At 57.2% G+C, this 20257-nt stretch carries 23 protein-coding genes and 1 tRNA gene; 15 read left to right on the top strand and 9 right to left on the bottom strand.

The genetic code is table 11. The annotated features are described in order from the left end of the window. Positions 1–7: 7 nt before the first annotated feature. Positions 8–838 carry a class I SAM-dependent methyltransferase gene (locus tag I9185_RS01740; RefSeq protein WP_210092204.1) on the bottom strand — a complete coding sequence of 277 codons (831 nt, stop codon included), beginning with the start codon at positions 836–838 and terminating at the stop codon, positions 8–10. 379 nt (positions 839–1217) lie between these two features. Here I9185_RS01740 and I9185_RS01735 point away from each other — a divergent pair, with 379 nt between their 5' ends. Both I9185_RS01735 and I9185_RS01730 read left to right on the top strand, forming a co-directional pair. Continuing rightward, the gene (locus I9185_RS01735) at positions 1218–1970 is read left to right on the top strand and encodes a TylF/MycF/NovP-related O-methyltransferase (RefSeq protein WP_210092203.1); all 753 of its coding nucleotides are present in this window, start codon (positions 1218–1220) and stop codon (positions 1968–1970) included. Positions 1971–2073: 103 nt separating this feature from the next. After that, positions 2074–2283, top strand: coding sequence for a hypothetical protein (locus tag I9185_RS01730; protein ID WP_210092202.1), 210 nt, complete (start codon positions 2074–2076; stop codon positions 2281–2283). Positions 2284–2287: 4 nt separating this feature from the next. Here I9185_RS01730 and I9185_RS01725 read toward each other — a convergent pair. Continuing rightward, a tRNA-Leu gene (locus I9185_RS01725) sits at positions 2288–2374 on the bottom strand. Positions 2375–2515: 141 nt separating this feature from the next. On the opposite strand from I9185_RS01725, the gene I9185_RS01720 reads away from it, so the two are divergent. Together I9185_RS01720 and lipB are read left to right on the top strand one after the other, a co-directional pair. After that, positions 2516–3175 (top strand): DsbA family oxidoreductase, encoded by a 660-nt coding sequence (locus I9185_RS01720; RefSeq protein WP_210092201.1) that lies wholly within the window; start codon positions 2516–2518, stop codon positions 3173–3175. 39 nt (positions 3176–3214) lie between these two features. Beyond that, entirely contained in the window at positions 3215–3871 is a 657-nt protein-coding gene (lipB, locus tag I9185_RS01715; RefSeq protein WP_210092791.1) for a lipoyl(octanoyl) transferase LipB, read from the top strand. A gap of 315 nt (positions 3872–4186) precedes the next feature. Here lipB and I9185_RS01710 read toward each other — a convergent pair whose 3' ends face one another. Continuing rightward, on the bottom strand, positions 4187–5128 hold the full coding sequence (locus tag I9185_RS01710) for a cation diffusion facilitator family transporter (RefSeq protein WP_210092200.1): 942 nt from the start codon (positions 5126–5128) through the stop codon (positions 4187–4189). Positions 5129–5210: 82 nt separating this feature from the next. Here I9185_RS01710 and I9185_RS01705 point away from each other — a divergent pair, with 82 nt between their 5' ends. Then, positions 5211–5633 carry a helix-turn-helix domain-containing protein gene (locus tag I9185_RS01705; RefSeq protein ID WP_210092199.1) on the top strand — a complete coding sequence of 141 codons (423 nt, stop codon included), beginning with the start codon at positions 5211–5213 and terminating at the stop codon, positions 5631–5633. Here the strand turns inward: I9185_RS01705 and I9185_RS01700 are convergent, their stop codons facing one another. Then, entirely contained in the window at positions 5634–6053 is a 420-nt protein-coding gene (locus tag I9185_RS01700; RefSeq protein WP_210092198.1) for an HIT family protein, read from the bottom strand. It abuts the gene before it with no gap. Between the two features lie 305 nt (positions 6054–6358). Here I9185_RS01700 and ctaD point away from each other — a divergent pair, with 305 nt between their 5' ends. The 3 genes from ctaD to I9185_RS01685 all read left to right on the top strand — a co-directional run bounded on the left by ctaD (position 6359) and on the right by I9185_RS01685 (position 9276). Beyond that, complete coding sequence (gene ctaD, locus I9185_RS01695; RefSeq protein ID WP_170346621.1) at positions 6359–8017, top strand: cytochrome c oxidase subunit I; 1659 nt, start codon at positions 6359–6361, stop codon at positions 8015–8017. Positions 8018–8140: 123 nt separating this feature from the next. Continuing rightward, a complete protein-coding gene (locus I9185_RS01690) occupies positions 8141–8740 on the top strand; it encodes a 2-hydroxychromene-2-carboxylate isomerase (RefSeq protein ID WP_171723474.1) in 600 nt (199 codons plus the stop codon). A gap of 44 nt (positions 8741–8784) precedes the next feature. Beyond that, on the top strand, positions 8785–9276 hold the full coding sequence (locus tag I9185_RS01685; RefSeq protein WP_210092197.1) for a DUF2244 domain-containing protein: 492 nt from the start codon (positions 8785–8787) through the stop codon (positions 9274–9276). 5 nt (positions 9277–9281) lie between these two features. Here I9185_RS01685 and I9185_RS01680 read toward each other — a convergent pair whose 3' ends face one another. Next, on the bottom strand, positions 9282–9767 hold the full coding sequence (locus I9185_RS01680) for a GatB/YqeY domain-containing protein (protein WP_210092196.1): 486 nt from the start codon (positions 9765–9767) through the stop codon (positions 9282–9284). Positions 9768–9950: 183 nt separating this feature from the next. On the opposite strand from I9185_RS01680, the gene carA reads away from it, so the two are divergent. Together carA and I9185_RS01670 are read left to right on the top strand one after the other, a co-directional pair. Further along, entirely contained in the window at positions 9951–11117 is a 1167-nt protein-coding gene (gene carA / locus I9185_RS01675; RefSeq protein WP_210092195.1) for a glutamine-hydrolyzing carbamoyl-phosphate synthase small subunit, read from the top strand. 81 nt (positions 11118–11198) lie between these two features. Next, positions 11199–13076, top strand: a complete 1878-nt coding sequence (locus tag I9185_RS01670) for a glycosyltransferase (RefSeq protein ID WP_171723476.1) — start codon at positions 11199–11201, stop codon at positions 13074–13076. A 3-nt stretch (positions 13077–13079) separates the two neighbouring features. Here I9185_RS01670 and I9185_RS01665 read toward each other — a convergent pair whose 3' ends face one another. Next, positions 13080–13727, bottom strand: coding sequence for a GntR family transcriptional regulator (locus I9185_RS01665; protein WP_171633258.1), 648 nt, complete (start codon positions 13725–13727; stop codon positions 13080–13082). A gap of 100 nt (positions 13728–13827) precedes the next feature. On the opposite strand from I9185_RS01665, the gene I9185_RS01660 reads away from it, so the two are divergent. From I9185_RS01660 to I9185_RS01650, 3 genes are all read left to right on the top strand, one after another. Continuing rightward, positions 13828–14472 (top strand): pyrimidine 5'-nucleotidase, encoded by a 645-nt coding sequence (locus I9185_RS01660; protein WP_210092194.1) that lies wholly within the window; start codon positions 13828–13830, stop codon positions 14470–14472. An 85-nt stretch (positions 14473–14557) separates the two neighbouring features. After that, positions 14558–14806: a hypothetical protein gene (locus I9185_RS01655; RefSeq protein WP_171228521.1), complete on the top strand. Its 249-nt coding sequence runs from the start codon at positions 14558–14560 to the stop codon at positions 14804–14806. A gap of 74 nt (positions 14807–14880) precedes the next feature. Further along, the gene (locus I9185_RS01650) at positions 14881–16077 is read left to right on the top strand and encodes a UbiH/UbiF family hydroxylase (protein WP_210092193.1); all 1197 of its coding nucleotides are present in this window, start codon (positions 14881–14883) and stop codon (positions 16075–16077) included. Between the two features lie 12 nt (positions 16078–16089). Here the strand turns inward: I9185_RS01650 and I9185_RS01645 are convergent, their stop codons facing one another. Beyond that, entirely contained in the window at positions 16090–17217 is a 1128-nt protein-coding gene (locus I9185_RS01645) for an aminotransferase class V-fold PLP-dependent enzyme (RefSeq protein WP_210092192.1), read from the bottom strand. A gap of 229 nt (positions 17218–17446) precedes the next feature. Between I9185_RS01645 and I9185_RS01640 the strand changes: the two genes are divergently transcribed. Next, positions 17447–18148, top strand: coding sequence for a GntR family transcriptional regulator (locus I9185_RS01640; RefSeq protein WP_348539704.1), 702 nt, complete (start codon positions 17447–17449; stop codon positions 18146–18148). Between the two features lie 6 nt (positions 18149–18154). Here I9185_RS01640 and I9185_RS01635 read toward each other — a convergent pair whose 3' ends face one another. Further along, the gene (locus tag I9185_RS01635) at positions 18155–18613 is read right to left on the bottom strand and encodes an Lrp/AsnC family transcriptional regulator (RefSeq protein WP_210092191.1); all 459 of its coding nucleotides are present in this window, start codon (positions 18611–18613) and stop codon (positions 18155–18157) included. Further along, positions 18610–19065, bottom strand: a complete 456-nt coding sequence (locus tag I9185_RS01630; RefSeq protein ID WP_209833413.1) for an Lrp/AsnC family transcriptional regulator — start codon at positions 19063–19065, stop codon at positions 18610–18612. The genes I9185_RS01635 and I9185_RS01630 overlap by 4 nt, the downstream gene beginning before the upstream one ends. 131 nt (positions 19066–19196) lie before the next feature. On the opposite strand from I9185_RS01630, the gene ilvC reads away from it, so the two are divergent. Then, entirely contained in the window at positions 19197–20219 is a 1023-nt protein-coding gene (gene ilvC, locus I9185_RS01625; protein ID WP_171633271.1) for a ketol-acid reductoisomerase, read from the top strand. Positions 20220–20257 lie beyond the last annotated feature (38 nt).

Raw genomic sequence — 20257 nt, 5'->3', positions numbered from 1 at the left:
TGCGGATTTATAGTACCAGGGGAATAATCTCGCCTCGATTGCGGGCGATCTCGGTAATGTCAAAAGCACCGCTTTTCAGTTCAGCCTCGCCCCGAACAACCATTGCAGAGTGATTTTTCACGATGACTTCGCGAACGATATCTGGCCGGCAGGCGCAGGACATGACGCATTGAAGCACCAGATTCGCCAGCGCCTTTTTCCCTTCGAAATAGTTGGAATTGTAATGTTCTTCCATCGTGGACCATTGCCAGTCTTCAAGGACGAAGACGCCGCCTTCCGACATGCGCGGAAAAACGAGGTTGAACGACAACAACGTTTCCAAATACTGGTGCGATGCGTCATCTATGACGAGATCAATCTTCTCGTCGCCGAACTCTGCGTCCAGCAATTCTCCGAACCGATTGATGTCCGCTTGACTTATCCCCTTGTACAGCCGCACGTTATCCTGCCGCGAGTGCCTTTCGATATAGGCGTCAAGGTGAGGCAGTTCGCGCGTCGAATATTCAACTGCAACCAGTTTGTCAGGCTGAAATACACGATCGAGAAGCGCCACACTCCCACCCTGCCATACTCCGATATCGACGATATTGTTAACATCTATCTTCGAGGTGCAATCCAGTTCAGCCTCGATCATTTCGCGGGTTTTCACCAGCAGAAACTCGTTATCGTTCGATGTGATTTCGTGGTATTCCGCAATATCGACCGTGGCGAAAAAATTGACGCCGTCAACGGTACATCTGTTCCGCTCGGACCAGGCTATCGGTTGAATTTTCTTCTGTTGCGAACCGCCTGAAACTGAGCGCAAGACAGTCGAGACAACTTCCGTAAATTTGCTCACCACTATGCCCTTACCTGATGGCTGGTGTGCTTCATCTCCTGAAAGGCACAGGTTTACAAGCTTCCTTTACATCAAACGCAGAAAGAAAGTGCGAGGCAGCCATTTCACGGCCTAACAAATGAGTTGGGTCCGACCATATTCGCCAAGACTGATGCTGAAGTCGGCGCAAACATTCGCGTAATTCGTAGCGTCAAAAAAGATATGTTTCATTCTGGACGTCAAAGCTGAGAGTTAAGGCACGTCTGAGTTAAAAAAAACGCAGTTCACAGGAAATGTGCCTCCATTTGACCAACCCTATAGGCGATTTCCAGCGAATCTTGTTGAAACTTCACAGCTGAGAGGTCAGAACCAGCCAGACATCTATGCAAGGTTATAATCTATGCTCGCGGAACTTCGGGAACAATATCTGACCACGGTTGCCCGTGCCCTGGATGGCACGATCTATGAAGACCCACCAATTCTGTTTGGAGACACCAAACCGGATTATGACTCCAAAAACCGTGAATACGGCTGGGATTGGCCGTCTGTTGCTTTCACTATGGTGGGCAGCAAGAGATTGGCCAATGTTCGCGCCATGGTGGAATCCGTCATCGGCAACCAGGTTCCCGGCGATTTTGTCGAAACCGGAGTATGGCGTGGCGGTGCCAGCATCTTTGCGAAAGCAGTTCTCTTTACATATGGCCAGAATGACAGACGTGTCGTTCTGTGTGACTCTTTCAAGGGGCTGCCCGAGCCGAACGAGGAACTTTACCCTCACGACAAGGGGTCTGATTTCCACAAGTACGATGCCCTGGCTGTGTCAGCCGATTCTGTAAGGGCGAATTTTGAAAAGTTCGGGCTTTTGGACGATAATGTCGTGTTCATCGAGGGCTTTTTCAAGGACACCATGCCACTGGTGCCCAGTGAGCAGATTGCAGTGCTGCGTCTTGACGGCGACATGTATGAATCAACCATAGATCCTTTGCGGCACCTTTTTGGCAAGGTCTCGAAAGGTGGTTGGATCATCGTTGACGACTATCACGTGGTTCCCGCAGCCAAAGCTGCCGTTCATGACTATCTTGACGAAGTGGGCTATCAGCCACCCGCGATCAACGAAATCGATGGTGTGGGCGTCTATTTCCAAAAGGTCTAGCGAGGACCGGGCCTTGGGTTCAGGTCACGGGTCAGGTTGCGCCCGTCACCTGAACACCTGAAATGTCACACTCAGCGAGACTGCGGCCTGTTCGTGTTTCAGAATGGCCGACCAAGAAAATACCCTGGGGGTGCTACCGGGCAGAAACCTCGGCATTCCGATGAACGTCCAAAATGCGGAACTGATTCAAGTTCTGAAAGCGGATCTTTCCCATGGCACCTCTGTCTTCGGCAACCCTTTCGGACGTCGCACAGTGGGCACCACACCGAATGCAATCTTCGCACCCGCCCTCAACTACCTGTTCTTTCTCTGAAAGTTGGTGCGGTCGAGAAGACTCGAACTTCCACGGGAGTTACCCCACAGCGACCTCAACGCTGCGCGTCTACCAATTCCGCCACGACCGCACTGCCAATGACTTGGTAACGCGGCGTATAGACGTTGGTGCGCGCGATGTGAAGAGGCAAAAACGCAGTGGTTTAAATTCCTTCGCCACGGGCATATCTCTCCAGTGGACAACACGCTATTGACCTGACAGGAGCCACACAATGCCACCGCCCGATAACCGCCCGATCGTTCAGATCGATATCGTCTCGGATGTTGTGTGTCCCTGGTGCGTTGTCGGGTTTCGACAGCTTGACATGGCGTTGCAGCAACAGGGTGTCCTTGCCCGGCTTCGCTGGCATCCGTTCGAGTTGAACCCGGACATGCCCCCCGAAGGCCAGAACCTGCGTGAACATATCATGGCGAAATACGGCTCGACCGCCGAGCAAAGCCAGCAGGCACGGGACAAGCTTACCTCGATCGGGGCCAAGCTCGGCTTTGCCTTCAACTTCGACGATGACAGCAGAATGGTAAACACATTCGCGGCGCATCAGTTGCTGGATTGGGCGGAATCAGTCGGCCGACAGCATCCTTTGAAACTGGCTCTGTTCGACGCATATTTCACAGCGCAGCGGGATGTTTCCGATATGGATGTTCTGCTGGAGGCTGTTCGATCCATCGGGCTGGACGCGGATACGGCGCGACAAGCGCTTGAAAGCGGAGAACACATAGCCCCGGTGCGTGAAAAGCAGCTGTTCTGGACCAGCCGGGGCATTTCAGGCGTGCCATCCATGGTTTTTGGCGGGAAATACCTGCTGACCGGCGCGCAGGGGTCTGAAACCTATACCCAGGTGCTGCAACGTTGCCTGTCCGAGGCCGCATGACCCCTTTTCTTGACCGATTCAGACGGATATGAGACCGGCATGGAATGGAAAATCACCGATGGTCTGACCAGCTATGACGACGCCGTTGCCTTTATGGAGGCGCGCGTCGCCGCAATCGCAAATGGCGAAGCCGAAGAATGTGTCTGGCTGCTGGAACACCCGCCGCTGTATTCGGCCGGCACTTCGGCCAAGATCGAGGATCTGACCGACCCCGATCGTTTTCCGGTTTACGCAAGCAAACGCGGCGGCGAATACACCTATCACGGGCCCGGTCAACGTGTGGCCTATGTCATGCTGGACTTGAACAAACGCGGTCGCGACGTGCGTCAGTTTGTGAAACAGCTGGAGACCTGGGTGATCTCGGCGCTGGCGGAATTCAACGTGCAAGGCGAGATCCGTGTCGGGCGCGTGGGGGTTTGGGTTCGGCGTGATGACAAGCCGTTGACAGTGACCGGCAAACCGGCAGAAGACAAGATCGCCGCCATTGGACTGCGCCTGCGCAAATGGGTCAGTTTTCACGGAATCTCGGTGAATGTCGAACCGGATCTGGAACATTTTTCCGGCATCGTCCCTTGCGGGATCAGCGAATACGGCGTGACCTCATTGGTCGATCTGGGCTTGCCGGTAACGATGGCAGACCTTGATGCCGCGCTGAAAAAGACATTCGCAGACGTTTTTGGCCCTGTGGCGCCCTGAATCCATCTGTCGATCACTGCGCAGCGAATCGCTGCGCGCCTCTGTTGCAAACAACAATCCCTGTGGCCGGCTGGCTCTGTTTCCCATGCGTAAGGCAATTAACCCTGAATTCGATGGATTTATGGAAGTCTTTAAGCATTTTTTAACTCAGGTAGATACAAAGACCCTGTTAACGAGTAATATGGAACTGCCAATCAAGAGTGAGTGGTATGTTAACCGGTGATCCAGGGCTCGCCCTCGAAATCCGAGAAGTGTTTGGTTACGAGTCTGCCGTTCCGACCCCAAATCGGAACGGCAATTCTCTTTCAGACACTGCTATTCTTCCTGATGGCCAAATCGGGACGAACCGACGCAGGCGCGGTCGGCCTGTTCCAGTTCGAGCGTCGCATGCCCCACCCCGAAACGAACTTGCAGCGTCTGCCTGACACTGTCCCGTACCATTTCGGCATCTGCCCACGCGTTCGCATCGATGACCAGATGCGCCGTCAGCGCGGGCTGCCGTTCCTGCATGCTCCACAAATGCACGTGATGCACTTCGACCACCCCATCCGTTTCTTCGATCGCCGCGGCAACCTGCTCTGGCTCCAGGTCGGGCGGAGCGCCCAGCATCAGAACGCGGACCGTCTCGCCTATCTCTTCTTTGACATGCCACATGATGTAGACCGAGATCAGGATCGTCACCGCCGGGTCCACCCATGTCCAGCCGAACAGGATCACTGCGGTGCCCGCTACGATCACGGCGATTGATCCCAAGGCGTCCGCAACATTATGGATGAATGCGGCCCGGATATTCATGCTGTCCTTGGCCATAGTATACGTCAGAGCAGCGGTTATGAGATCGACCACCAATGCCAGCGCGGCGACCCAGACCACAAGCCATCCGTTGATCGGCTCGGGTTCAAAAAACCGCATGACGCCTTCGTAGAACAGATAAACCGACAACACGATCAACGTGGTGTAATTGACCAATGCCGCAACGACTTCGGCCCGGCCATAGCCAAAGCTCATCCGTGGATCGGCCGGACGCCGTGCAATCTTGCGGGCAAAAAACGCGATGATCAACGCAACAGCATCCGAAAAATTGTGCAGCGCATCGGCAATCAACGCCAGAGAACCCGAAATGATGCCCCCGACGACCTGAGCCAATGTCAGGAACATGTTCACCGCAATCGCCCAGGCGACGCGCGCATCGCCAGCGTCTGGATCAATGTGGTTGTGTTGGTGACCATGCCCGGTGTGGGAATGCTGGTGTGCCATATCGTTTCATGTCCCTTGTTACGGCTTCCCAGAGCATGTAATTCCTCTAGCCACTAGAGGTTCAAGAGGTCAAAACCGAAAAATGTATTCGATCGGGGACTTATCGCGCCGAACCGGAGTGAAAATTCCGACAATCCGGTTCTATGAAGACAAAGGCCTGTTGCCCAAGCCAGAGCGAACGGCGGGCAATCAACGCCGGTATGACGATACCGCGTTGAAACGGCTGATCTTCATTCGCCATTGCCGTGATCTGGGATTGCCACTGGCCGACGTCGTGGGCTTGCTGTCCCTAGAAGGCGCGTCTGGCAGCGACCTAAACCGGGCGCACGAAATTGCCCAAAAACAACTGGCCGATCTCCGGGACCGGATCGCCCGTCTGCAAAACCTCCAGGCTGAACTGACCCGAATTGCAGCGGCCTGCGACGGGCAGCACGATCATGTCTGTGCCGTGCTGCACGCGTTTCAGGATCATGGCGCATGCATGGGGCCCCATGGCGCCGAATGATCAGACGAGAGCGGCGCTGATCTTTTTCGCGTGTTCACCGATAAGCTCGAAATCCCCCATCTTGCCCGGCGGGCGCATGGAAACACCTTCGTGGCGCGGCAGGACGTGGAAATGCAGGTGGAAGACTTCCTGCCCGCCTGCCGCCTCGTTGAATTGCTGAATCGTCACCCCGTCCGCGTCGAATGCAGACTTGACCGCCCGGGCCATCTTCTGCACCGTTTTTGTAACCGCCGTCAGTTGCTCGGGCGTGGCATCCAGTACGTTGCGGCATGGTGTTTTGGGGATCACCAAAAGATGCCCGTCCGCGCGTGGCATGATATCCATGAAAGCCAGCGTTTCATCATCCTCGTACACGCGCATGCACGGGATTTCTTCGCGCAGGATTTTGGCAAAGATATTGTCGGGGTCGTAATCAGCCATCTCAAACCTCTGGATTGCGGGTGTTGGCACAGTTCTGAGACGCGCACGGGCGACGGTCAAGGCGGAACTCTGCCAACGCCCATGCCGCATCGACAGTCCGGGCTTGAATTCTCATCCGCCATGCCCAGATACCCCACGTTCAAGGCCGGAAAACCGTGCAGCACCCGCGTGCCCGCGACAATTAATCTTGATCCAGATCAAACTCGGCCATTGAAGGTGCCCTCTTCACATTCTAAAACCAGCAGGAATCCCGCGCGTTGGAGAGGTCCGACTGCGCGGTGCAGTTGCAACAGGAGGCACCTATAATGGCAGACGCAGCCATTCACGGTCACGACCATGAAGATCAGCGCAGCTTTTTCCAGCGCTGGTTCATGTCGACCAACCACAAGGACATCGGGATTCTGTACCTGGTCGTTTCGGCCCTTGCCGGTCTGATCTCGGTGGCGATGACCGTTTACATGCGGCTCGAGCTGATGCACCCGGGCGTTCAGTACATGTGCCTGGAAGGCTTCATGGCCGACCCATGTACCCCCAACGGACACTTGTGGAACGTGATGATCACCTATCACGGTGTTCTGATGATGTTCTTCGTTGTCATCCCGGCCCTGTTCGGCGGATTTGGCAACTATTTCATGCCGTTGCAGATCGGTGCGCCGGACATGGCGTTCCCGCGGATGAACAACCTGTCCTTCTGGCTGTATGTCGCCGGCACCTCGCTGGGTGTTGCCTCGCTGCTCAGCCCGGGTGGTAACGATCAGCTCGGCTCGGGTGTGGGCTGGGTTCTGTATCCGCCGCTGTCGACGACCGAAGGCGGCATGTCCATGGACCTGGCGATTTTCGCCGTGCACGTATCGGGCGCCTCCTCGATCCTCGGCGCGATCAACATGATCACCACCTTTCTGAACATGCGTGCCCCGGGCATGACCCTGTTCAAGGTACCGCTGTTCAGCTGGTCGATCTTCGTCACCTCATGGCTGATTCTGCTGTCGCTGCCGGTTCTGGCAGGCGCGATCACCATGCTGCTGATGGACCGCAACTTTGGCTTCACCTTCTTTGATCCGGCCGGTGGCGGTGACCCGATCCTGTATCAGCACATCCTGTGGTTCTTTGGTCACCCGGAAGTGTACATCGTGATCCTGCCCGGTTTCGGCATCATCAGCCACGTGATCGCCACCTTCTCGCGCAAGCCGATCTTCGGCTATCTGCCGATGGTCTGGGCGATCATCGCAATTGGCGTGCTGGGCTTTGTCGTGTGGGCGCACCACATGTACACCGTCGGCATGTCGCTGCGTCAGCAGGCCTATTTCATGCTGGCAACGATGGTCATCGCGGTTCCGACGGGGGTCAAGGTGTTCTCGTGGATCGCCACCATGTGGGGCGGCTCGATCGAGTTCAAGACACCGATGCTATTCGCCTTCGGCTTCCTGTTCCTGTTCACCGTCGGCGGTGTGACCGGTGTGGTTCTGTCGCAGGCCGGTGTCGACCGTGCCTATCATGACACTTACTATGTTGTGGCACACTTCCACTACGTGATGTCGCTGGGTGCTGTCTTCGCGATCTTTGCTGGGGTGTACTTCTACTTCAGCAAGATGACGGGCCGTCAGTACTCTGAGTTCTGGGGCAAGGTTCACTTCTGGCTGTTCTTCATCGGCGCCAACCTGACCTTCTTCCCGCAGCACTTCCTGGGCCGTCAGGGCATGCCGCGCCGCTACATCGACTACCCCGAGGCATTCGCCCAGTGGAACTTCGTTTCGTCGATCGGCGCATTTATCTCGTTCGCCTCGTTCCTGCTGTTCTTCGGTATCGTGTTCTACGCCCTGTTCCGTGGCGCGAAAGAGACACGTCCGAACCCGTGGAACGAATACGCGGATACGCTGGAATGGACCCTGCCGACGCCGCCGCCCGAACACACGTTCGAGCAGCTGCCCAAGCAGGAAGACTGGGACAAAGGCCACGCGCACTGATCCCGATCTGATCCAAGGAAACCCCGCCCACGTGGCGGGGTTTTTTCGTTTCCACCTCTGCCGGTTCGCCAAGTGTACCAAAATCCGCTATGATACCCCCGCAGAACAGTCGGAGGATCGGCAATGCCGGAAATCGACTTTTGGTATTCAATCGGCAGCACTTACAGCTTCCTTACCGTGATGCGTCTGGACGACTGGTGCGCTGAACATGACGCCACCGTTAACTGGCGGCCCTTTAATGTGCGCACGGTCATGTCAGCCCAGCAGAATATCCCGTTCGCCGGAAAACCCGAAAAATCCGCATATATGTGGCGTGATATCGAACGGCGCTGTGCCAAGTATCACATCCACGCCAGCCTGCCCGCACCCTATCCGATTTCCGATCTTGCCCTGGCCAATCAGGTCGCTTTGCTTGGTATGACGGATGGGTGGGGCAAGTCATTTACCCAGAACCTATACCGCATCTGGTTCGAGGATGGCGTCGAGGCGGGCAGCGAAAGCGCCCTGTCCGAAGCTTTGCTACGGTGCCAGCAGGACCCTCGTCTGACACTGGCCCGCGCGCGCAGCCCGGATATCGTCACCGCGCTGGAAGCTGAAACAGACATCGCCGTAAAACTGGGTGTTTTCGGCGCCCCCAGCTTCGTGGTGAGGCAAGAGGTGTTCTGGGGCGACGACCGTTTGGATGACGCCTTGTCCTGGGCGCGTGTGGGCCACGTGGTCTGATCAAAATCCGTCGACATGAGGCGGCACTGCGATATGTTTCCGGTATGCCGTACAAATGGAATCAGACATCCGAAACCGAACAGGAACTGCGCCTCTGGCCGCATAACTCTCTGCCGCGACGTGGGGCAATGATTGCCATCCTGTCTGTATTTCTGTTCGGTTTGATCCCATTGTTGGCCGTGCTTGGGTCGGTCGTGTTGTGGGGCCTGTTACCGTTTCTGCTGTTGACGGTGCTTGGGCTTTGGCTGGCGATTCAGGCGAACTATCGCGCGCGCAGTGCGTTTGAGGTTTTCACCTTGTCCGGTTCACAAGCCCGCCTGGTGCATCACACCCCGGGCAAGGACCAACATGAATGGTCGTGCAATCGCTATTGGGCTCGACCTGAGATGTACGAAAAAGGTGGTCCGGTGCCACACTACGTCACGCTCGTCGGAGACGGGCGTGAGGTCGAAATCGGGGCGTTTTTGTCGGAAGACGAGCGTATCACGCTCTACGACGACCTGGCCAGAAAACTGCGCGATCCTGTCGCGCAGTAGGTGTCTCAGCAGTCGCCGTTTGATGCGGCGCAGAGTTGGTCCTTGACCATGGGTCCGACCTTGCCGAAGTCCATCTGTCCGGTATAGCGGGTCTTCAGCTCGCCCATGACCTTGCCCATGTCTCGAATGGAACCGGCACCGGTTGAAGTAATCGCGGCATGAATCGCCTTTGACACTTCATCATCATCCAGCTGCTTGGGCAGAAACTCTTCGATGACGGCGACTTCCTGCATCTCGCGCTCGGCCAGGTCCAGGCGTCCGCCCTCTTCATAAGCGCGCGCACTTTCCTTACGTTGCTTGGTCATTTTACCAAGTATTTCAAGCACCTCTGCATCACCGCAGCCCTTGACCTCTTCATTGTCCGAGGCGCGCGCGGCGATGTCGCGGTCCTTGATGGCCGCGTTGATCAACCGCAGTGTCGACAGACGCTCGGCTGCTTTGTCTTTCATTGCTTGCTTCAGGGCGGCATTCACCCGTGATCGCATGTCCATTTGGCTTGTCCATCCCCATGACAACGGAACCCCGAACATATCTAAACAAAAAGCGTGTTACAACCGGGGGCGACCAAGCTTAACCCATTGAAAAATAACAATAGCCCAAAAATTGAACAGACTTGACCCAAGCGCTTAACCCCCTTAGGTATGCGCCGGTTTACCTTGCAGGAGAGTCGCGCCATGGCCCAGAACGCCCCGTCCAAGCCCACCGCATGTCTGGCTTTGGCCGACGGAACGCTGTTTTACGGCATCGGTTTCGGAGCAACCGGACAGACCGTGGCTGAGCTCTGCTTCAACACAGCGATGTCCGGATATCAGGAAATCATGACCGATCCATCCTATGCCGGGCAGATCGTCACCTTTACCTTCCCCCATATCGGCAATGTCGGCGTGAACCCGGAAGATGACGAAACCGGTGATCCGGTCGCCGCTGGAATGGTCGTCAAATGGGATCCGACCGAGCCGTCAAACTGGCGCTCGGCCGAAGAACTCAAGGGCTGGCTTGCCCACCGTGGACGCATCGCCATCGGCGGCGTTGATACCCGCCGTCTGACCCGCGCCATCCGCCAGCAGGGCGCGCCGCATGTGGCGCTGGCTCATGATCCCGAGGGCAATTTCGACATCGAAGCACTGGTTGCTGCGGCCCGCGGCTTTGCCGGGCTGGAAGGTATGGACTTGGCCAAGGAAGTCACCTGTGCCCAAAGCTACCGCTGGGATGAAATGCGCTGGGCCTGGCCGGAAGGATACAAGCGGCAAGAGGCCCCCGCCCACAAAGTCGTGGCTGTCGACTATGGTGCAAAGCGCAATATTCTGCGCTGTCTCGCCTCGGCTGGATGTGATGTAACCGTTTTGCCAGCGACGGCGACGGCTGCCGAAGTGCTGGCCCATCAGCCGGATGGCGTTTTCCTGTCGAACGGCCCCGGCGACCCGGCCGCAACGGGTGCCTATGCTGTGCCGATGATCAAGGAAATTCTGGATACAACCGATCTGCCCGTCTTTGGTATCTGCCTTGGCCACCAGATGCTGGCGCTGGCGTTGGGCGGTCAGACAGTCAAGATGAACCACGGCCACCACGGCGCGAACCACCCGGTCAAGGATCTGGAAACCGGCAAGGTCGAAATCACGTCGATGAATCACGGTTTTGCCGTGGACGCACAGTCTTTACCGGAGGGCGTGGTCGAGACCCACAGATCACTGTTTGACGGCTCGAACTGCGGGATCCGCATGACTGACAGACCTGTATACTCGGTACAATACCACCCCGAAGCGTCGCCCGGACCCCAGGACAGTTTTTACCTGTTCGAACGTTTCGCCGATGCGATGGAAAAGAAAAAAGAGCAGGCATAAACCCTTAAGTTACCAGAGTTAACGGCACATTAACCTTGTTTGATCAACCCTGAGCGCAGGTAACTGTGCCAGGGTTTCTTTATGGTTGAACTTAACCTTCAGAATTTTACAACCGCCACCCCGATTCCTGCGCCCGGTTTTCGCAAACCGCTGGGCGCTTGCCTGCTGGAAACCGAGGTTATCACGCGCTCGCAACTGGACCATGCGTTGAGCTTGCAGACCAGGCAGAAAGCGCCGCTTGGCGAGATTCTGGTTGGCGAGGGGTATGCCACCAGGCAGGACGTTCTAAAGGCCCTGTCGACGCAGTTTGGGTGGCAGATCGCGGACCTCGAACAAATTCCACCGATGCCCGGATTGTGCAACCTGAAGCCGGTAGATTTCTGGCTTGAGAACAATGTCATTCCTTGGATGCGCATCGGCCCTCTGGTTTTGGTCGCCACTGCCCGGCCCGATCGTTTTGCAACCGTGGCAGCCGAGATGCAGGATTGCGACTGTGCCATCCTGCCGGTTCTTGCGGATTCTCATCAGATCGACAGGGTCATTGCACAGCACTTCGCGCGGACGCTCGCAAAAGCGGCCGAAACCCGTGTGAACGCGGCACAAAGCTGCCGCAACTGGACCGCCGGGTCCCGGCTCGTATCATCAGCAACAACGCTGGGTGTGCTGTGTCTTTTCGCCCTGTTCCCTTCGTTTGGATTGATGGTTTTGTTGGGCGCGGCCGTAGGTAGTTTGGTTCTTTTTGCAGCCTTTCGGATAATGGGCGCCCTGGCCTGTCTCAGCGACCGCATGAAAAAGCCGACCCAGCCAACAGAGGCGGCGATCGCGCTGCGTCACCCCTGCGTGTCCATCATGGTGCCGTTGTACAAGGAGCGAGAAATCGCGAGTGCTCTGGTGCAACGGCTTCAAAGGCTGACCTATCCCAAAGCGCTGCTGGACGTCATTCTCGTGCTCGAGGCGACCGATGACGTGACGCGCGACGCCCTTGCGCGAGTGGCTCTGCCCAGTTGGATGCGTGTTGTTGAAGCCCCGGAACTGAACGGGTTGACCACCAAACCGCGCGCCATGAATTACGCGCTGGATTTTTGCCGTGGTGACATTGTTGGCGTTTGGGATGCCGAAGACGCACCACAGCCAGATCAGATTGAACGAGTGGTTGCGCATTTCACCCAAGCTTCGCCCGAGGTGGTTTGCCTGCAAGGTGTTTTGGACTACTACAACCCTCGCACGAACTGGCGGTCACGCTGTTTCACCATCGAATACAACGGCTGGTTTCGCGTGATCCTACCGGGCATCGCACGTATGGGGCTGGTCGTCCCGCTTGGGGGAACGACGTTCTTTTTCCGCCGCGAAAAGCTGTTGGAACTGGGCGGTTGGGACGCCCACAATGTCACCGAAGATGCCGATTTGGGCGTGCGGCTTTGCCGGGCGGGTTACCGGACCGAGATGGTGGACACCGCCACCTTCGAAGAGGCGAATTTCCGTGCCTGGCCGTGGGTGAAGCAACGCTCACGCTGGCTCAAGGGGTTCATGGTCACCTATCTTGTGCACATGCGGGACCCGCGGAAACTGTATGCAGATTTGGGTGCGGCCCAGTTTATCGGCCTACAGGCATTCTTTCTGGGCACTCTGGGTCAGTTCCTGCTGGCCCCTGTTCTATGGATTTTCTGGTTGTACGCCCTGGGCATGCCCAATCCGATGGAGCAGATCCTGCCGCAGCAGATCACGACGGCGCTGATCTGGCTGTTTCTGGCAACCGAGGCCCTGAATATATGCGTCGGGATCATCGCTGTATCCGCGCGTGAACGTCGGTTTTTGCTGCCGTGGGTCCCGACGATGTGTCTGTATTTCCCGCTGGGGGTGGTCGCCGGTTACAAAGCCCTGTGGGAACTGGCGACAAATCCGTTTTTTTGGGACAAAACCCAACACGGGCAGGCCAGCGAAGACGTTCCGCTGGCCTGACGTTCACTTGTCGCGACGACTGGCATCCTGTTTCAGACGTGTCATGAAGGCGATTGAAATATGTTCCTTCAACGCCTGCCCTGCGGCTTCTTCGTCTCGGGCCGCGATGGCCTCGACGATTCCCTTATGCTCACTTTGCGCAATCTCGCCACGACCCTGAACAGCCAGCGAAGTGGTCGCCATCAAAGCCATGGTCCGGTGAACCAGATCAAGCTGCTGAACCAGATAGCGATTGTGTGACGCCAGATGAATCTGTTCGTGAAACCGCCGGTTGGCGCGCGACAAAGCCGTTGGGTCATCGATCAACTTGTCGTCTTCGACGACCATATCCTGAAGAACCTTGATTTCTTCCTCAGTGGCGTGCTTTGCGGCAAGGCGCGCAGCCAGCCCTTCAAGTTCCCGGCGCACGATGTAAAGCTCGGCCATCTGGTTGTGATCCAGGGACGCGACGATCAACGACCGCCCGTCCCGTTCCAGCAAAGACTGGGTTTCCAACCGTTGCAACGCTTCGCGGATCGGGGTGCGTGACACTCCGAAACGCTCTGCCAGTTCGCTTTCCACCAACCGATCACCGGGTTTGTAGACACCCACATCGATGGCTTCCAGGATAAGGCTGTAGGCGTCCTTGGTCGGGGATCGGGTCTGGCTCATGGGATCGTTTGTCTCCTCGTTCGGACATGTCTAGCCGTGACAGGGGGCGGCGATCAAGTACAGCATTGAAAACCGACCGACTGCGCCCTAAACCCAAGCCATGGTCAAACCTTCGTTTAGTCATGTCACACAATGGGTGTTCGATCTGGACAACACCCTATACCCACCGCATATGCGGCTGTTCGATCAGATAGAAGTTCTGATGACGGATTATGTGGTGCAAGCCATCGGTGTTGACCGGGCTGAGGCCGACCGGCTGCGCGCGCATTACTGGCGGGAATACGGGACCACGCTGGCCGGGTTGATGGCCGAACATGATCTGGACCCCGACCCTTACCTGCACGCGGTACATCAGGTTGACATGAGCCACATGGACCCGGATGCGGAACTGGCCGATCACATCCGCGCCCTTCCCGGCCGGCGGATCGTCTACACCAACGGCAGCGCGCCCTATGCGGAACGGGTCCTCGAGGCACGCGGCCTGACAGGCCTGTTCGACGCGATATACGGTGTTGAACATGCAGGGTACCGACCAAAGCCCGAAAAAGCTGCGTTCGAAGCGATTTTTGAACAGGACGGCCTTCAGACAGAAACGGCGGCCATGTTCGAAGATGAACCACGCAATCTCGCGGCCCCGCACCAGATGGGAATGCGCACGGTTCATGTTTCTCCGGACCCGCATGAAGCCGATCACATCCACCATCACACGGACGATCTGACCGCGTTTCTGTCGCGCCTGCGATAGGCTGTCACACTGCGACGATCTGCACGTTCTGCACGCGCTTCCACACCCCTATATGCGCGGCAGCGACGAACAGATGGAGACCCCGATGAGCGCGATTGACATGCCGCTGCGCCTACCGATTTGGCAGCGCCTTTTCTTTGCAATTCCCGTCTTTGGATGGCTGGCGCGCGACGCGGTCAACGCCAAGGCAGAAGACTTGTATTACACCGCCGCTGCGATTTTCAGCATGTGGGGCTGTTCCATCATGTTGTTCGGCCTTCCCGGCCTCTACATCCCTGCCCTTATGATGGTGCCGCTGATGTTTCTGATCCTCATCCTGATTTCACGGGGCTGAAATACGGGACAGGATGTCACTTGGCACTTGGGGCAGATCCGAACTAGGTTCTGCCCAGAATGATGAGAGGCGCCATGTCCGACAGCTGTGACATCCTGATTTCCGGTGGCGGGATCGCCGGTCTGACCGCTGCGGCGGTATTCGGAACAGCAGGTTTTGAAGTGATCTGCGTTGATCCGAGCCCTCCGATCACCGAGCGGGACGTGGACGGGTCGGACCTGCGTACAACGGCTTTCTTGCAGCCTGCGCGTGGCCTGCTGGAACTATGCGGTCTGTGGGCAAGACTGGATGCACAGGCAGCCCCGTTGCAAGTCATGCGGATCGTTGACGCCGGGGGCGACTTGCCCGAGCCACGCGTCGTTCGCGACTTCAACGCGGCCGACATCTCCGAACAACCTTTCGGCTGGAACCTGCCCAACTGGCTGTTGCGCCGTGAAATGGTGGCACGACTGGCCGAGTTGCCAAATGTCGATTTCCGCCCCGGCACCGCGACCACCAGCCTGTTCACCCGAACCGCCGAGGCCCGCGCGGGCCTGAGCGATGGCCGCCGCGTTCGGTGCAGACTTGTGATTGCTGCCGATGGTCGCAATTCGCCAATGCGCGAAGCGGCCGGCATCGAGGTGCACACAACTCGATATGGACAAAAAGCGTTGGCATTTGCGGTGACGCACCCCATTCCACACGAGAATGTCTCGACTGAGATTCACAGATCCGGGGGGCCGTTCACGCTGGTGCCTCTGCCGGACTGGAACGGGCAGCACTCGTCCGCCATCGTCTGGATGGAGCGCGGCCCGAAGGCCGTTGAACTTCTGAACCTGGAACCCGAGGCATTCGAGGCCGCCATGACCTCTCGGTCCTGCGGTTTGTTCGGCCCGCTGAAATTGGCATCCCGCAGAACGATCTGGCCGATCATCAGCCAATCGGCGGAACGGTTGGCGGGTGAACGCATTGCGCTGATGGCCGAGGCGGCGCATGTGGTGCCTCCCATCGGGGCACAAGGATTGAACATGTCTCTGGGCGACCTGCGTTGCCTGCTGGATTTGGCACAGGCTCGGCCCGAAGGTCTGGGAGACGAACAGATGCTGGGTGCCTATCACAAGGCCCGTCACACCGAGGTCGAGATGCGCGTCAAGGGCATTGATCTGCTGAACCGCGCCTCGATGATCGAGACGCGGCCGCTGCGGGATGCACGGGCGATGGGGCTGAGCGCGCTCTATTCCCTGCCCCCCGTGCGCAAGACTTTGATGCAGATGGGCCTTGGCGTTCGCTAAGGCCCGGTCCGCTTAAAGAACCTGATCCAGCACCCGTTTCAAACGCGCGATGGTGCCGTCCACGTCGTACAGCTTGTCGAGCCCGAACAGACCCAACCGAAACGTGCTGAACCCTTCGGGCTCATCACATTGCAACGGAACACCTGCGGCAATCTGCATACCAAGTGCCGCAAATTTCTTGCCGTTCTGGATTTCGGGATCCGAGGTATAGCTGACCACAACTCCGGGCGCGCCGAAACCGTCGGCCGCAACCGAAACAACACCCTTGTCCTTCAGCATCGACCGCACACCGTCACCCAGCGCCCATTGCGCCGCACGCAACTTTTCGAACCCGTATTCACGAGTCTCTGCCATGGTGTCGCGGAAGGCCAGCAACGCATCGGTCGGCATCGTGGCGTGGTAGGCGTGGCCGCCGTTTTCATAGGCTTGCATGATTTGCCGCCATTTCTTCAGATCAAGGGCGAAACTGTCGGAACTGGTCTGCTCCAGACGTGCCTCTCCGCGTTCAGACAACATGACCAGACCGGCACATGGCGAGGCGCTCCACCCTTTTTGCGGCGCCGAGATCAGAACATCGACACCGGTGGCTTTCATGTCCACCCAGGCGCAACCCGACGCAATGCAATCCAACACCATCAGCGCACCCACCTCATGCGCCGCGCTTGCCAGCGCGGTCACATAATCATCCGGCAGAATGACCCCCGCCGACGTTTCGACATGCGGAGCAAAAACAACACCGGGCTTTTGTTCGCGAATCGCGGCGACGACCTCTTCGAGTGGAGCAGGCGCAAAAGGCGATGGGCTGGAATTGCCAGTCTCGCGCGCCTTCATGACCGTGGTCGAGTTTGTCAGAGAACCGCTTTCAATGATCTGGCTCCACCGGTACGAAAACCAACCATTGCGAACCACAAGCACATCTGCGCCGCGCGCAAACTGTCGGGCGACCGCTTCCATGGCATAGGTTCCACCACCGGGAATAACGGCAACGCCATCCGCGTTGTACACGCCCTTCAACATATCCGAAATGTCGCACATCACCTGCTGAAACTTTTGCGACATATGGTTCAGCGAGCGGTCGGTAAATACGACCGAGAATTCTTCGAGCCCGTCCGGGTCAACGGTTTCCAGCAAGCCTGGCATGGCGCATCCTCTCCAAAGCGTTTTCGAAGTCTTGTCCGCTTTGTCAGTGCGGGTAAAGCCCTTTCGCTGCAAAACTTGACCCAACGTAAAGCTTAACAAACACTTAATTTTTCTCACTTAGTTTCCTGAAAACAGAAAAATGACGCCAACCAGTGTCACTTCCCCTTTACACTTCTACTTGCTTCTGAACAGATGCGCACACTTTATACTTGAAGGGATAGATTCACCCGTGACGATACAAAAGCGTATCAGCTTCCAGTTCGTTCGAGACGAAGTAAAACGACGCATTGAAAGCCGTGTCTGGCCACAAGGATCGCTTTTGCCGACGGAGACCCAGCTGGCAGAGGAGTTCAATTGCGCCCGGGCCACTGTGAACAGAGCCTTGAGAGAACTGGCCGACCAGGGCTTTGTCGAGCGCAAACGCAAGAGCGGGACACGTGTCAAGAAAGAGCCCAGCAAACACGCCAAACTTGAATTGTCACTGGCGCGGCAAGTGGTCGAAAACCAGAATGCAAACTATCGCTATGCGCTTGTTGAAAGGAATGTGGTCACCAGCCCAGGATGGCTTTCCTCGCAGATCAACGTGGCACCGGACGCGCGTGTTCTACATGTAATTTGTATGCACTATGCAGATAATCGGCCCTTCCAGATGGAAGAACGATGGATCAACATCGAGGCCGTACCTGACGTGGAGGACGCGGACCTGTTCGAACAGGGGCCACATGAATGGCTGTTGACGGCCGCACCTTTCACCGATGCCGAGGTCGCTTTCTGTGCCATTTCCGCAGATGCGCGACTGGCAGAATTCATGGGCACCACGGCGGGAACATCCATGATTCAAATGGAGCGCACCACCTGGAAAGAAGACAGGCCGCTTACCTTTGCGCGCATGACGCATCATCCGGGCTATTGCATCCGCACGAAATACTGACTCTGTTCAGCCGATGGGACCGGGCAGACGTTCTTCGCTCAGCAGAACGTTGGCCTCGACGTCGCCTGCACCCGGCAGAGTCATGATCCGACGCCGCAAAACACGTTCGAAATCGGCCAAGTCCCGGGCTACGACACGCAGTCGATAATCATACAGCCCCAGCACGTGTTCGACTGTCTGCACCTCGGGCACGGCACTGACAGCGCGCTCAAAATCTTCAAGACTGAATTGGCCCTTGCGCCCCAGCTTGATGCCCAGAAAGACTGTGACACCGAACCCCAGCGCCTCGGCATTCAGACGCAGCCGACGGCCCTTGATTATTCCTGCCTCTTCCAGCCGACGAATGCGGCGCCACGTGGCGGGTTGGGACAACCCGAACCGGCGCCCCAATGCTCCAGCACTTTGCGTGGCATCCTGTTGCAGCGCGCGAAGAAGACGGCGATCAATCTCATCCAGTTCGATCATACCGGCAGCACCTCGTCCCGCTTGACCCGCGCGATGTGCATAAGGGCCTCGATATCGGCAATATGAGGCAGGGTCAGAATCCGGTCGCGATAAAGCTGCTGATAATGCTTCATATCTCTTGCAATGACGGAAAGACGAACATCGACACGACCCAGAAAGGTCTGGATTTCGATTACCTCTGCCACGTCACGCGCCGCCTGCGTGAAATCGTCGAAAGCTCGGGCCTGCGTCTTGTCGAGCGTGATCCGAAGCGAAACTTCGACAGCATATCCCATCGCGGCCCAGTCTATCACGGCCTCCTGCCCTTCGATGATCCCTGCGGTCTGCATCTTTTCGATTCGCCGCCAGCAGACGCCCGCGCTAATCCGGCAAAGATCGGCCAGTTCCGCTGTTGTCAGGCTCGGGTCTGCTTGAAAGTGGCGCAGAATGCGCCGATCAATATCATCAAGCATGATTTTTTCACTTTCTCTAACTATTACGAATTATTCTTCATCTTTTTCGCAAAAACTCAAGCCCAACCCTATCGCCATTGCGCGAACAGGCAGATACAACCGCCGCAATCAAACCAGAAAGGACCGGCGAAATGCGCGTCTATTACGATCGCGATTGCGATATCAACCTGATCAAAGACAAGAAAGTGGCTATCCTGGGCTATGGCTCGCAAGGTCACGCCCACGCGCTGAACCTGCGCGATTCAGGCGCAAAGAACCTGGTCATCGCCCTGCGCGAAGGCTCGCCCTCGGCCAAGAAAGCCGAAGCGGAAGGTCTGCAAGTGATGGGCATCGCCGAAGCGGCTGCCTGGTGTGACGTGATCATGTTCACCATGCCCGACGAGCTTCAGGCCGAGACCTACAAAAAATATGTCCACGACAACATCAAGCCGGGCGCGGCCATCGCCTTTGCCCACGGCCTGAACGTCCATTTCGGCCTGATCGAGCCGAAAGAAGGCGTCGACGTCATCATGATGGCCCCCAAGGGCCCCGGCCACACCGTGCGCGGCGAATACACCAAAGGCGGCGGCGTGCCCTGCCTGGTCGCTGTCCACAACGATGCAACCGGCAAGGCGCTGGAAATCGGCCTGTCCTACTGCTCGGCCATCGGTGGCGGGCGCTCGGGCATCATCGAAACCAACTTCCGTGAAGAATGTGAAACCGACCTGTTCGGCGAACAGGCCGTTCTGTGCGGTGGTCTGGTCGAACTGATCCGCTGCGGCTTTGAAACTCTGGTCGAAGCCGGTTACGCCCCTGAAATGGCGTATTTCGAGTGCCTGCACGAAGTGAAGCTGATCGTTGACCTGATCTATGAAGGCGGCATCGCCAACATGGATTATTCGATCTCGAACACCGCCGAATACGGCCAGTACGTCACCGGGCCGCGTATCCTGAAATACGACGAAACCAAAGCGCGCATGAAAGCGGTTCTGGACGACATCCAGCAGGGTAAATTCGTTCGTGACTTCATGCTGGAAAACGCAGTTGGCCAGCCGACCATCAAAGCGGCGCGCCGTGCCAATGACGAGCATATGATCGAAGAAACCGGCGCCAAGCTGCGCGGCATGATGCCGTGGATTTCGGCCGGGAAGATGGTTGACAAAGAAAAGAACTAAGTAGGGCGGAAGCCTTTCACAGGGCGGCCCGCGTGGCC

The sequence above is a fragment of the Ruegeria sp. HKCCSP346 genome (genome assembly GCF_017872595.1).
Taxonomy (GTDB): domain Bacteria; phylum Pseudomonadota; class Alphaproteobacteria; order Rhodobacterales; family Rhodobacteraceae; genus Ruegeria.
Note: the sequence above shows the minus strand (reverse complement) of the source record. Positions and strands in the feature narration are given on the sequence as shown.

What these genes read in the sequence shown, in the direction of transcription:
- I9185_RS01690 (WP_171723474.1), top strand. Translation starts at nt 8,141, where the DNA reads ATGCCGGAAATCGACTTTTGGTATTCAATCGGCAGCACTTACAGCTTC.
- I9185_RS01655 (WP_171228521.1), top strand. Translation starts at nt 14,558, where the DNA reads ATGAGCGCGATTGACATGCCGCTGCGCCTACCGATTTGGCAGCGCCTT.
- I9185_RS01680 (WP_210092196.1), bottom strand. Translation starts at nt 9,767, where the DNA reads ATGGACATGCGATCACGGGTGAATGCCGCCCTGAAGCAAGCAATGAAA.
- I9185_RS01710 (WP_210092200.1), bottom strand. Translation starts at nt 5,128, where the DNA reads ATGGCACACCAGCATTCCCACACCGGGCATGGTCACCAACACAACCAC.
- ctaD (WP_170346621.1), top strand. Translation starts at nt 6,359, where the DNA reads ATGGCAGACGCAGCCATTCACGGTCACGACCATGAAGATCAGCGCAGC.
- I9185_RS01735 (WP_210092203.1), top strand. Translation starts at nt 1,218, where the DNA reads ATGCTCGCGGAACTTCGGGAACAATATCTGACCACGGTTGCCCGTGCC.
- I9185_RS01660 (WP_210092194.1), top strand. Translation starts at nt 13,828, where the DNA reads ATGGTCAAACCTTCGTTTAGTCATGTCACACAATGGGTGTTCGATCTG.
- I9185_RS01700 (WP_210092198.1), bottom strand. Translation starts at nt 6,053, where the DNA reads ATGGCTGATTACGACCCCGACAATATCTTTGCCAAAATCCTGCGCGAA.
- ilvC (WP_171633271.1), top strand. Translation starts at nt 19,197, where the DNA reads ATGCGCGTCTATTACGATCGCGATTGCGATATCAACCTGATCAAAGAC.
- I9185_RS01645 (WP_210092192.1), bottom strand. Translation starts at nt 17,217, where the DNA reads ATGCCAGGCTTGCTGGAAACCGTTGACCCGGACGGGCTCGAAGAATTC.
- I9185_RS01630 (WP_209833413.1), bottom strand. Translation starts at nt 19,065, where the DNA reads ATGCTTGATGATATTGATCGGCGCATTCTGCGCCACTTTCAAGCAGAC.
- I9185_RS01635 (WP_210092191.1), bottom strand. Translation starts at nt 18,613, where the DNA reads ATGATCGAACTGGATGAGATTGATCGCCGTCTTCTTCGCGCGCTGCAA.
- carA (WP_210092195.1), top strand. Translation starts at nt 9,951, where the DNA reads ATGGCCCAGAACGCCCCGTCCAAGCCCACCGCATGTCTGGCTTTGGCC.
- lipB (WP_210092791.1), top strand. Translation starts at nt 3,215, where the DNA reads ATGGAATGGAAAATCACCGATGGTCTGACCAGCTATGACGACGCCGTT.
- I9185_RS01685 (WP_210092197.1), top strand. Translation starts at nt 8,785, where the DNA reads ATGCCGTACAAATGGAATCAGACATCCGAAACCGAACAGGAACTGCGC.
- I9185_RS01665 (WP_171633258.1), bottom strand. Translation starts at nt 13,727, where the DNA reads ATGAGCCAGACCCGATCCCCGACCAAGGACGCCTACAGCCTTATCCTG.
- I9185_RS01705 (WP_210092199.1), top strand. Translation starts at nt 5,211, where the DNA reads ATGTATTCGATCGGGGACTTATCGCGCCGAACCGGAGTGAAAATTCCG.
- I9185_RS01670 (WP_171723476.1), top strand. Translation starts at nt 11,199, where the DNA reads ATGGTTGAACTTAACCTTCAGAATTTTACAACCGCCACCCCGATTCCT.
- I9185_RS01720 (WP_210092201.1), top strand. Translation starts at nt 2,516, where the DNA reads ATGCCACCGCCCGATAACCGCCCGATCGTTCAGATCGATATCGTCTCG.
- I9185_RS01730 (WP_210092202.1), top strand. Translation starts at nt 2,074, where the DNA reads ATGGCCGACCAAGAAAATACCCTGGGGGTGCTACCGGGCAGAAACCTC.
- I9185_RS01650 (WP_210092193.1), top strand. Translation starts at nt 14,881, where the DNA reads ATGTCCGACAGCTGTGACATCCTGATTTCCGGTGGCGGGATCGCCGGT.